The 11,202-nt window shown below is 39.0% G+C and carries 8 protein-coding genes and 2 pseudogenes (1 of these 10 only partly in view); 7 read left to right on the top strand and 3 right to left on the bottom strand.

Features of this window, described 5'->3' with window-relative positions; translation table 11 throughout:
• Positions 1–983: the 3' portion of a tRNA (N(6)-L-threonylcarbamoyladenosine(37)-C(2))-methylthiotransferase MtaB gene (mtaB, locus tag LEP1GSC190_RS16125; RefSeq protein WP_036034819.1), read on the top strand. It extends 334 nt beyond the left edge of the window; only the last 983 of its 1,317 coding nucleotides appear in the window; its start codon lies off the left edge, out of view; its stop codon occupies positions 981–983.
• Between the two features lie 563 nt (positions 984–1,546).
• On the opposite strand, the pseudogene LEP1GSC190_RS21240 reads toward mtaB, so the two are convergent.
• A pseudogene (locus tag LEP1GSC190_RS21240) lies at positions 1,547–1,668 on the bottom strand (ATP-binding protein); the annotation flags it as partial.
• Positions 1,669–1,674: 6 nt separating this feature from the next.
• On the opposite strand from LEP1GSC190_RS21240, the pseudogene LEP1GSC190_RS19940 reads away from it, so the two are divergent.
• A pseudogene (locus LEP1GSC190_RS19940) lies at positions 1,675–2,246 on the top strand (ferritin family protein); the annotation flags it as partial.
• A gap of 152 nt (positions 2,247–2,398) precedes the next feature.
• The gene (locus tag LEP1GSC190_RS16110) at positions 2,399–3,181 is read left to right on the top strand and encodes a prohibitin family protein (RefSeq protein ID WP_002747386.1); all 783 of its coding nucleotides are present in this window, start codon (positions 2,399–2,401) and stop codon (positions 3,179–3,181) included.
• Positions 3,182–3,243: 62 nt separating this feature from the next.
• Here the strand turns inward: LEP1GSC190_RS16110 and LEP1GSC190_RS16105 are convergent, their stop codons facing one another.
• Positions 3,244–3,906: a class I SAM-dependent methyltransferase gene (locus tag LEP1GSC190_RS16105; protein ID WP_002747369.1), complete on the bottom strand. Its 663-nt coding sequence runs from the start codon at positions 3,904–3,906 to the stop codon at positions 3,244–3,246.
• Between the two features lie 158 nt (positions 3,907–4,064).
• Between LEP1GSC190_RS16105 and LEP1GSC190_RS16100 the strand changes: the two genes are divergently transcribed.
• Positions 4,065–5,654 (top strand): tol-pal system YbgF family protein, encoded by a 1,590-nt coding sequence (locus tag LEP1GSC190_RS16100; protein ID WP_173380551.1) that lies wholly within the window; start codon positions 4,065–4,067, stop codon positions 5,652–5,654.
• Entirely contained in the window at positions 5,651–6,787 is a 1,137-nt protein-coding gene (locus LEP1GSC190_RS16095; RefSeq protein WP_002747574.1) for a tetratricopeptide repeat protein, read from the top strand. Before LEP1GSC190_RS16100 ends, LEP1GSC190_RS16095 begins: the two co-directional genes overlap by 4 nt.
• Positions 6,788–7,126: 339 nt before the next feature.
• Here the strand turns inward: LEP1GSC190_RS16095 and LEP1GSC190_RS16090 are convergent, their stop codons facing one another.
• The gene (locus LEP1GSC190_RS16090) at positions 7,127–8,092 is read right to left on the bottom strand and encodes an alkaline phosphatase family protein (RefSeq protein ID WP_036034824.1); all 966 of its coding nucleotides are present in this window, start codon (positions 8,090–8,092) and stop codon (positions 7,127–7,129) included.
• A 58-nt stretch (positions 8,093–8,150) separates the two neighbouring features.
• Between LEP1GSC190_RS16090 and LEP1GSC190_RS16085 the strand changes: the two genes are divergently transcribed.
• Positions 8,151–9,083 (top strand): hypothetical protein, encoded by a 933-nt coding sequence (locus LEP1GSC190_RS16085; RefSeq protein ID WP_002747496.1) that lies wholly within the window; start codon positions 8,151–8,153, stop codon positions 9,081–9,083.
• Positions 9,080–11,191, top strand: a complete 2,112-nt coding sequence (locus tag LEP1GSC190_RS16080; RefSeq protein WP_002747430.1) for a hypothetical protein — start codon at positions 9,080–9,082, stop codon at positions 11,189–11,191. Before LEP1GSC190_RS16085 ends, LEP1GSC190_RS16080 begins: the two co-directional genes overlap by 4 nt.
• The last annotated feature ends 11 nt before the right edge of the window (positions 11,192–11,202 follow it).

The raw sequence follows: 11,202 nt of genomic DNA, 5'->3' as shown, positions 1-11,202 counted from the left end.
TTCCCGTCATGATCTTGGAAAAGAAAGGTTTGATCGATTCAGATCAGCTGATTCAATTTTCTTACGATCGTTTTTCTTATTCGGACGTTTTACCGAACGGCCATACACGCGCTTATTTGAAAATTCAAGATGGATGTAATCGTAAGTGTTCGTATTGTAAAATTCCACAGGCGCGCGGTCTTGGAGTCAGCAGAAAATACCAAGACGTATTGGATCAGGTTCATTTTTTACAGGATCATGGGGTTGGTGAGATCGTTCTGACTGGTGTGAATCTCGGCTGGTATCGAGACGGTGAAAATAAGAAAGCCTTCAACAAAATCCTGGCAGATATTTTAAATATTTTAGAATATTCAAGAATTCGAATTTCTTCCATCGAACCTCCGGATGTTGGAAGTGAACTTGCGGAGTTGATGACTCATCCCCGTTTTACTCCGTTTCTTCATGTTCCACTACAAAGTGGAAACGCCGAAGTTCTAAAAAAGATGAAACGCACTTATACGCCGGAAACTTTTCGAAAACGAGTGGAAATTGCCAAAGAGAAAATTCCGAATTTGTTTTTAGGAACGGACGTAATCGTGGGTTTTCCCGGTGAGACCGAGGAAATGTTTTTAGACTCGGTAAAAATGATTCAAGATATAGGTTTTGCTAAGATCCACACATTTCCTTTTTCCGTAAGAAGAAATACGTTAGCCGAAACATTTTCGGATTCGGTTAGTAAAGAAATTAAAAAGGAAAGGGTTCATTCGTTGAATCTTTTATCCAGAGAACTTCATAAAAATTATTCCTTATCGGTTATCGGACAAGTGAGGGAAGCAATTTTAGAACAAGGTGGAATTGCCGTAACTGACAACTATCTAAAAGTAAAACTTTCTGATCTGGAATTAAAAAATTTGAAAATCGGTCAGTTCCTAAATGTGGAACTTTTAGAATACGAAACAAGTTTCAACAAGGAAGGAAATTTTTTAGGTAAAATTTTCAGATAAAACGCTTCGATTAGAGCATTCGGAAAATAGAATATTCTATTTCTTTAGTATAAAAATATAAATTTTTACGTTTTCAAAAACCGAGTTCATTTTGATAAAGACTTCGAAATCCGATCGGGCTTTAAATTCTTAAAAATTAGACTGTAAAAAATTTGTTAGAAAGAAGTAGCGTGGATTAGTTTTTTCTCCGTGACCGCTCTTCGATTTTTTTTGAAAACTAGCGGATATTTCTTTGGCCATCGGTTGAGTTTTTATCGTAGAATATAGATTTAGAAGTCGTTTTATAATAGATTTTATTTTTAGAACCCGTCTCAAAAACCTCTGAATATAGGAGCTTCGACGAAAACTTAACAGTTATAAAATATGCCCGAAAGCTCGCAAACTACCAAAGGGACGTAATTTGTGGGAACTTCTATATTTTATTACGAACTTACTGAATCATTGTTAACTGATTTCTTTTAAGGCTTTTAAGGCAGACTTCTTAGGTATTTTTCGTTTTGTTGAAGTAACTTCAAATGGTTTAAAAGATTTTCCGTAAATGGATTCATGATTTTTTATTCTTTTCAATTGATCTTGTCTTCGGGAAGAAATATCTTCACGAGCGCTTCAGATTTATTCAAAAATTCTAAAGTAAAATAACCCCAAAAAAATTCAACAAGACACTGTGTATTTTTAATCCTTGTCTAGTGGCCAACATCTTAGCTACGATCTTTTCGTTCGGTTTGAGGATTGCCATGGGAGAATTTTCGTCCTGATTTTTCACTTCTACGATTCTAGATTCAATTTCGGGATCTACAGGGAAGCCTTAAAGCTTTTCGTCAAAGAAGGCAGGCACGCTCGTATTTGGGAAAATGTATTCGCCCATTAAAGGGGAAATTGATAAAATCCAACTGGACTGAAAGATTGTTTTATTTCGGAAGAAGACTGCTCGGTCAGACTCAAACTCATGGTTCTCCTTGTGGCGGAAGTCGTAGGAATCTGCTTTTATAAAAAGATCGCCGATAAAATTCGAACGGTTTCGTCAAAAGCGCGTTGCTCGATATTATAAAAGACAAAGAGAAACATTTGAAATTTCACAGCCACTTTTTCCGAGTCAGAAACTTTTTTACGAAACTTCTTTTCCGATGGTTGTGGAGAACGATTTCATGCGCCGCGTGTGGGGTGGTCATTCTGGATTACAGAAAAACATTTCGAGTATCGGGAATCTCGAATCGGAAAACGTTTCTGAAGTTTCAGGCAATCGCTCGTTTCGCGGAGGATTAAAACTGGAAGGAAGAGGAGGTTTTTTATACGCCCAGATTTTGGAATCAAGATATTCGTTTTAAGTAATGTATGTTATCGAATTTTCTCAGTCGTATTAAAAAGTTATCGATATCTTTTAACACTGTCTATTCGTGTCCTCCAAAGGGGAAATTATGGAGCAGGTTTTTGCGTTTATTAAAAAACATTGGATCAAGTTTCTAGGATTGATTTTGGTTTTTATCTTCAATCCGCTCGTTTGTATCGGAACGGGACACAGAGGGGTTGTTACGAATTTGGGTTCCGTTTCGGATCGGATTCTCGGCGAAGGAGTCAACTTCATTACGCCGGTTGTTCAATCCGTTAAGAGCATAGACGTAAGGATTCAAAAAGTGGAAGCCAATTCGACGGCTCCTTCCAGCGATTTGCAGGAGATTCATACTATGATTACGCTGACGTATCATCTTTCTCCGAACCAGGTCAATAAACTCTATCAGGAAATCGGAATGGATTACGAAGATACGATTATTGTTCCTGCAATTCTTGAAACGATGAAACACGTGACCGCACAGTTTACGGCTTCGGACCTTGTCACAAAAAGGGAAAGTGTTTCCTTGAAGATCCACGAATCCCTGCACACGAAACTCGGTAAGTTTTATATTCTCGTGGACGAAGTGTCTATGAAAGATTTCGAATTTTCAAAAACGTTTTCCGAATCGATCGAACTAAAACAAAAGGCGGAACAGGATGCGCTTCGGGCCAAAAACGAATTGGAACGAGTTAAGATTGAGGCGGAACAACAGATCGTAAACGCAAGGGCGGAAGCGGAAACGTTAAGGCTGAAATCCCAACAGATTACTCCGATGATGGTCGAGATGGAGCGGATTAAAAAATGGAACGGCAAATATCCGGATACGTATTTGGGAAGCGGTTCCAACGCGCTTTTTCAATTAAAATAATTCAAACATAGAGCCGGGATCGTCCCGGTTTCTTTTCTAAATTGTTAAGCGACTTTGAATTATCAAGACCGAATGAATTCGTCCGTTATGTCCTCTTCCTCTCTGAGGTCATAAAAACTATATTCAAAGTCTTTTCCTGCCACAACCTCCAAACCGTAAACATATTCGGAAATTCTTACGTTTTTTACAATATCCAAATGATACAGTTCGGCCAGGAATTTCATTTTATCTAAGGAAATCTTATCGTTAATTTTCGGACCGATTGTATATTCATTTTTCATCCAATCCAGAACAATCAACTTTCCCCCTTTTTTTGTCGAGCGTATAAGTCCATCCATGGCAAGTCCTGGATCTGGAAATGTAGACAAGACTAAAGATGCAAAAACGGCATCAGGTGCTGGGATCCATTCCGGCAACAAGGGATGGTCCGACTTTTCGATAAAAAAGGGAGTGAAGTTGGAAATTTCGTCTCGGTTTTTCCAATGAAGGACTTCGTCGATTAGATCTTGTTGGTATTCTGCACCCCAGATCCAAGCATTTTTCGGAAGTTGTTTTTTTAACTCTAAAGTAAAATAGCCGAGTCCCATTCCAAAATCGACCAAATTTACTGCTTCTTTAAGATTAAAATGTTTGAATACGACTTCTGGAGGGGTGAGTTCGCGGCGTTTGCTAGAAATCAGAAAATTCTGATACTCAGGGTTTTCGTAATAGTCTAGATCGCTCATAATTTTTATTTGGATTATGTCTAATTGATCGTTTCAGAAATGTCAAATCCGAAATAATGAATCTTGTATTATTACACATTTAAAACTGATTTCTCTTCGAATCAGTGTTAAATTACTCAGTTTAGACTGTCGATATAAGTACCAAAGACAATTCTTTTATGGAAATTCGTACTCGTATATTGCTCTTATTCTCGTTTATAACGTTGGTTTCCTTTCCAAAGGCTCAGGAGAACACGTTTAATCAGAATCAGGTGGAGAATTATAGCGTGGCAAATTCCATCCATGCGGAAATTTTAAAAAAGGACGAGAATTCGATTCGAATTTTCTGGGATGCCCCGAGAGAAACCGGTGAAATCATCGTTGCTCGCGCTTCATCTATGATTGATACTCCCGAGAAATGTATGGTTGCTGATTCGTTGGGTAAGTATCCGAGTGGAATCGCCGGTGGAGTGACCCAAATTTTCGATTACAATCTCAAACCGGGAACTTATTACTACGCGGTCGTTTTAGCACATCGTGTTAAAAAGAATATGATCAAATTAATTCCTGGAAAAAACTTCACAACGATTCCGGTCATCATCGAACACGCACTTGCGCCGGGAGTTTCAAACGCAGACAATAAAATTCCTGAACTTCCAGATGATGCAAGAGTGATCGATCTGACGGTTAAAAGAGAAGGCAAATATCTTCGATTGAATTGGACTCCGTATGAAAAGGCGATTCCGAACGCGACCGTTTATACTGTTTATCGTTCTTCGGAACCCATGTCTTCCTTATCTTTAATGAGAAAGGCGGAAAAACTGACCGAATTGAGTCATCCCGAATCCACGTTTTTGGACCAGGATCTGAACAAATCTCGAACGATCTATTACGGTGTCAGTGTCCGATCCGGTGCAAAAGAAATTTTACCTTTGATAAACGGACAATCCTTTACTCGATTCTTTTATATCGGAAATCCGAATAAAGACGGTTCCGAGAATATTTCATCTTCTGAATATTCGGAAGATGAAATGCATGTAAAAGATATTAAAGCAACCGTTGAAGGCCTTGACGTAAAACTCGAATGGAAGGCTCCTGAAAAAGCGGATGCGAATACAGTTTATACTATATATCAAGCTCTCAAACCCTTGAGCGGCGGAACCGCTACTTTTCTCGGGGGAAGTGTCCGTAAATTGGGCGAGATAAATCACCCGGATACGGTAGCACAGGTTCGGATGAAATCTTTAGATTCGAAAATCTATTTCGGAGTTACGGTAAAACATCAAGATAAAGAAGGATTCAATCTTGTCGAAAATGAATCCTTTGTTGCGATCAATTCGAATAGTGTCCAAAATCCAGAAGAAGATGAACAATCGAAAGTAAAGGATAATCAGGAAGAAGATTCGGTAGATAAACAACAGGATGAGGGTTCGATAGATAAGCAACAGGAAGAGAATGCTAAGGATAAACAGGAGGAGGAAGAATTTTCCGGAACCGATGACGAACTCGATAGGATCTTGAAGAAAACCTACTGGAAAAAGGAATATTCGGACGCGATTCACTACTTGAAATCGTACGCTAGAGAGGGAAATTCTGTGTACTTAAAAGGGAAAGCTAAATTTTTCACTGGACTCTCCTACTATAAAAAAGGGAATTATCAAGAAGCCCTTAAGTATTTCATCAATAAAGATAGTAAATTTTATAACACAGAACGCTCAGAATTTTGGTCGAAGCGTTGTCTGTCTCGGATCTCCGGAGGAAATCCATGAATCGCTCTATCATCTTAATTACTGGATTTTTATTTATTTGTTCCGGTCTTTTAATTGGAGTTTATCAGACTACAGTTCAAGACGAGGATTCCAAACGGATGTCGGTTCTTGAAAGAATTAAAGAAGGAGAGGAATACTTAAAACAAACTAATCCTAGTGCGGCTGAAAAAGCAGTGGACATCTTCTCCGAACTTTCCGCGAAAGAGATTTCCGAGGAATATTCATTTCGAGTAAAATACGATATGGGAAGGGCCCTGGAAAGAAACCAAGACAGTCTTTTAGCTCTTGGAATCTATCGTGAATTAAATCAGAAAGAAGGCCTTTCCAGAGACGAACGTTCTAAAGTCGCTTATTCGATGGGAAATCTTCTTTTACAGCTCAATCGAGATGAGGAAGGTAAGGGACACCTTGAGGAAGTTCTCAGAATTTCCGCCGATTCAAAATTTCGTTCTAACGCGTTATCCGCAATTGCGGACTATTATATGAAGAAGGGCAATTACGATCTTTCTCGCAAAAACTATGTTCTTGCATTGCAAGAGGATCCTGAAAATGTAAAGGCGCGCGTTCGCTGGGGAAAATCCCTCCGCAGAATGGGAAAGGATTGGTCCGCATATGATGTATACGATGACTATGCCCAAGCCGGGTTCTATTTTGATCCGGAAAAAGAAAAAGTCACTTCGGAATTTCGAAGCGGAATCTTAGAAAAGGCAAGACAACTTTATGTTCGTAAACAATATTATGGGGCAATCGATACTTTTAAGAAAGCTCTTGATATGGGCGTCAGTTCGAAAGCAGAAGAACAAGCTTTGTTTTATATTGCAGAAAGTTACGAAGCGATCGGTAAATCCGATTCCGCTCTTCAATACCTAAATCGAGTTTTAGGAAATCAAGACGGTTCTTTAGACCAAACGGCTCTTTTCCGCAAAGGTACGATCTATTTCAAAAGTGGGAAATATGAAAAGGCGGCGGCTTTATTTCAAGAAGCTTCGGATAAATATCCGGATTCTCCCGTTGGTAGAAAGGCAAGCGCTTGGAAAAAAGAATCCTTGGATCAAGTGGAAGATAATCTTCATTATAAGGAATCCGACAAAGAGAAAAGCAAAGAGGATTTGGAAACCGAAAGATTGGACTGAGATTCGTTTGCTAATAGTTTTCCGAAATATGCTACTTGAGCGTATAAAAATAGTCTCAAAATGAATGGGCAATTTTACCAAAGATGCAGAAGTTCTCAAAAATCGAGTCAGCCTGAAATTGTTTATTTTTTTGTGGAAAATCCTATATTCTAAGTTTTTAAACAAACGTGAATTCGACATAACGCGAAAGGGATCGATGCGGGGTCAATAAATTGAAACTAAAGACGATATATCGTATAAAGTTTCTTGCATGCAATTTATTGACCAGAGCTTGAGAGCCCGGTCCGGCTGCTGGCAGCCGGATTCGCCCTGATTTTCTTACGCCTAACTCACATTGGATCATTCCGTTTTTATAAATTCCTCATCCTTGAGTTCAATATCGATTCCTAAAACGTCGTAGATTGCGGAAGGAATATCCACAATCGACCGAATCTTTTTTTCCATCTGTGAAGTGTATTTTCCGTAAAGAATCGTTGGAACTTGGTTGAGTGTGTGAACGTCCACGCTTAAATCCTCTATATTTCCATGGTCGGAAGTTACGATCAATTGGTCTTCTTCCGGATTCAATTCTTCTAATACTCCGGTCAGAAAGGCTTCCAATTCCCCTATGTATTTTTGGGCCGCTTCCCAGTGCATTTTATGACCTACTTTGTCCGTTAGAAAAAACTCATAAATGCAAAGAGTATAACTATCCTCTTTGCAATTACGGATAATGGACTTCCCAGTTTTATACGGATCTCGAATTTGAAACAATTCGTCGGACTCCTCCAAATAACCTCTGGAAAATTCTTTCAGATATTCATGAGTAATGTCCATGTAGAGGCCTTTGCCTTGACGAAGATCTTCCATTCCCTTGAGGGGCTTATCACTTGCCATTTGAATTAAAGTGGAAGCCGAAAGGTGACGGGGATTTTTTTTCACGTGTTCACTGAATGCGGGAGTGTAACAATTCAAAAGATCTGCTTTAAAACCGCGTTCTTCCAAAACTCGAATGATGGAATATTTGCTAATGATTTTTTTGAGGGTAAATGTGGGAAATCCACTTAGATGTCTTTGGAGTACCTTACAAGCGTTGATTCCCGTCCAAAGAGAAGTCTGACCGGTAGCGCTTTGAGGAAGGCCTTTGATTCCCATGCTTGCGTCTGTTTTTAGGAAAATCGTATTTTTAAGTGATCGGGGGGCGTTCTCCGGAATCGGTTTCCCCGCAAGCGGTAGAAAGAACGAATTCGCATATCTGGAAAATGGATTTGTTTTCGGATCATCGGGTCCGAATCCGATCCCATCGATAAACATATAAAAGATCATAATATTCTGTCCGGTTTTCTTCTTTCAGGTTAGACCAAAAGGTCCGATACTAAGAGCAGTGACGTCCAATTTTCACAGAAAAATCGTTTTAGCTTTAACTCTGATTCTATTAGGGCTGATTCCAGTTTCCATCCCTTTTTTCAAGGAAGAGTGGAAAGAATCTTCTATGAAGTTTCCTTTGAATCCGGCAGGAAACGAAGGATTTTTAAAACGGGATGGCTTTTTAAAAGTTTGGTCGCAAGCCCAGAAAGTTCCTCTTTTTGAGGTGGGTTCCAAAATAGAATATACAATTCGAGTTTTTTCCCTTCCGCGAGAAGCGAAGGAACTCGGCGAAAGTTTGCTAAAGAATTTAGGACTGCAATCGATTAAAGTATATGATTCATCGTATCGTCTCGTATATTCCAGTGAAGAGACGAAAGAAATTTTTAACGGGGATCTTCGTTTAGGGGACTTGAAAATCTTACCTTCTGAAATCAATTTCGACAGTTCTGGAATTCCGATCTATCGAAGCAAAAACGGAGAATGGTTTCTCTGGATGAAAGGTTTTATTTTAGGAAAACATATATCGCTTCCGTTTAACGTCAGAGATAAACAAGTCTATTGGATTTTTAAATCCGAAAATATCGGGGACAATTCTTTGATCGGCTCGAATGATCTTAGGTCGCTTAACTATCCGGATAATCTGGAGGAGATATTGACAGAGTTCAATAAACCTGCAATTGAATGGAAAGATCGTCCTCTTTGGGAAAAAAATAAAATGGGCGATCATGCGATTTTTCTTTCGTATGACAAGGGATCCAGAATAAAACAGTTGTTTCAGATTCTTGTATTCCTGTCTTTTTTACTCGGGACTTGCGGATTGGGAATCATATCCTCCACTTTGGTTCAATCAATCATAGTGGAAAAGGAATTTGTTCATAAGGAAAAAGTTCTTAAGCTGAGGGACGTTTTCTTGAGGATTGTACTGCTTTTGAAAAGGGACTTTTCATGACCGGACTCAAGCTAAGAATTGCAATTTTAACCGTATCGGTCCTTTCCTTTTTTTACTATATGCTCGTGCCGTATTTTCCGGATGGAGTATATTATAAAATTAAAATGAAATCCGTTTTTTTGAATTTAAATGAAGAGCTTCGTCGCCTTGAAGCGGGGCTTGGTAAAATAAATTCTTCCTCGGATTTAGAAAATCTACAGTTGGAATTTCCGATTGTTTCCGGTTTGAAGTTTGTCGCGGAGTCTAATCTCGTTTCCCGCAGAGATGCAGAAGGAAAACTTCTGGCGGAAGTCTTAAAAGCGGGAACAAGTCGTTTATTGTTTTTGAAACCCTCTTTGGTACTTTGTCTTCCGAATCTTAAGGAGAAAAAATTGATTCTCGCCGAGTTCAGAGAGGATTTGTTTCGTGTTTCTTTTTCCGGAGCTGAGTCCATGTTGATTCCCGACTTGAAATTCGGGGGTTATGTGGAACCTGGAAAACAATATGACGGCTTAAGTAAGGGTCGGATTTCTTCCCTTTTGATCGATGAGATGAACCGATCCCAAAGCGCCGTTCATCGGATTCAAATCGGTTCCGTTCCGTTTATTGGATATTATTACGCGATGCCCGAAAATTCTTACGGCTTTTTAAAGGGGATTCTCATCTTAAAACCGGGAAGTGAAGGACTTTTCTTTTTATTCCTTTCGGGGTTTCTCGCCATACTATTTTTGATCGATCTCATGATCAGAATTCTAAGAATAAAACGAAATCTTTTTACGAGTAAAGAAGGAAAAGAAATCCAGGAAATTGTAGGGCAGATCTCAAAGGGAATCGATGGACTTCAAACTGCTAAGCAAAAAGCTTTGGAGTTAACAGAAAAGGACAAGGTAGAAGAGATACAAACTTTAACCTCGGAAGAGGTGGACTTAGACTTAAATAATCCTTCGATCAGTCTGAAGGAGGTCAAACGGGAGGATGGTCCTTCCATTTTTGTTCTTCCTTTTGAGTTAAAAAAAGAAGGTTATATTTCTCCTGCCTTTTTAAGAGATCCAGAAAAATTCAAAACACATACGGATGTTCCGCCCGAAATTGAAAAAAAACGTTCCGAAATTTTTACTCCGGAATTGGAAGATTTGATTTCCAAAGTGAGCGAGCCTACCCGTGAAAAATCCATTTCTCCGGTAGAAGAAATCGCTGAATCGCAGTCGAAGCCGAAGTCAATCCGTTCCCGCGATATGGAGTTGGGTCCGGGCTATATGAAGTGGTTGAATACTCTTCAGATTCGGGACCGAAGAAAAATTTTGGAAGTTTTGGACGAGCTAAGTTATGGACTGGAATCTGAATATTCATTTATTCTAAAATACTATACTTCGGTATTTTCGAGCCTTAAACTTTTCGGATTTTCGATCCACTATTACGATAGAAGAAACGGAAGTTATAGTCCTTTCGTGACCTACGGACTGAAAGAACGCACGTCCGAAAATATGATTTTTCTCTACGACGATCAATACATCGGAAAAGAATTAGGAACATATTCTTACATCGAAATCACTGAAGAAAAAAAGATGGATCGTTTTTTCAGAAAGAAATTCGATCCGATTGATTTGGAATCTTGCATTTCCATTCTTACAATTCCCTTGTCCAATTTCGGAATTCCGTTTCGATTTTTTCTATTTTTCAAAGATCCGCTTATGGAAGAGAACGCTCAGGAAATTGAAAATTTGATCTTTCATTCTTTGGAACCTGTTATTCCTGCGTTCGAGGAATATGATCGAAAAATTCTGGGGGAGTTATTTCGAGACAAACGAGACGTTGTTTCTTCCCGAATTCATTTGATGAGAATTGCAACCGACGGTGAAAGAGGATTTATGAAATTTTTTCGAATAGAATTTCATGGAAAGGATTTCAAAAAACTTGAATCGCTTCGTAAGAAAGTGATGTCTCAGGTTTTCGGAATCATTGGTCCCGAAGATATGTGTTTCGGAATCGGAGTCGGTTCGTTCGGCTTATACACGAAAAAGGATTTGGAAGAACAGATACGTTCTTTGATGGATCAAACCGGAAACTCCTACGATTTTATAGTGGACGTTTATCCGAAAAACGGAAAGAATCTTTTCACATACCTGTAAATTCCTTTCGA

This window comes from Leptospira mayottensis 200901116 (assembly GCF_000306675.2).
Taxonomy (GTDB): Bacteria; Spirochaetota; Leptospiria; order Leptospirales; family Leptospiraceae; genus Leptospira; species Leptospira mayottensis.
This window is presented reverse-complemented; position numbering and strand designations above follow the sequence as displayed.

Excerpts from the sequence above, each read along its gene's own strand:
- LEP1GSC190_RS16105 (WP_002747369.1), bottom strand. The coding sequence starts at position 3,906 with ATGAGCGATCTAGACTATTACGAAAACCCTGAGTATCAGAATTTTCTG.
- LEP1GSC190_RS16100 (WP_173380551.1), top strand. The coding sequence starts at position 4,065 with ATGGAAATTCGTACTCGTATATTGCTCTTATTCTCGTTTATAACGTTG.
- LEP1GSC190_RS16095 (WP_002747574.1), top strand. The coding sequence starts at position 5,651 with ATGAATCGCTCTATCATCTTAATTACTGGATTTTTATTTATTTGTTCC.
- LEP1GSC190_RS16090 (WP_036034824.1), bottom strand. The coding sequence starts at position 8,092 with ATGATCTTTTATATGTTTATCGATGGGATCGGATTCGGACCCGATGAT.
- LEP1GSC190_RS16080 (WP_002747430.1), top strand. The coding sequence starts at position 9,080 with ATGACCGGACTCAAGCTAAGAATTGCAATTTTAACCGTATCGGTCCTT.
- LEP1GSC190_RS16110 (WP_002747386.1), top strand. The coding sequence starts at position 2,399 with ATGGAGCAGGTTTTTGCGTTTATTAAAAAACATTGGATCAAGTTTCTA.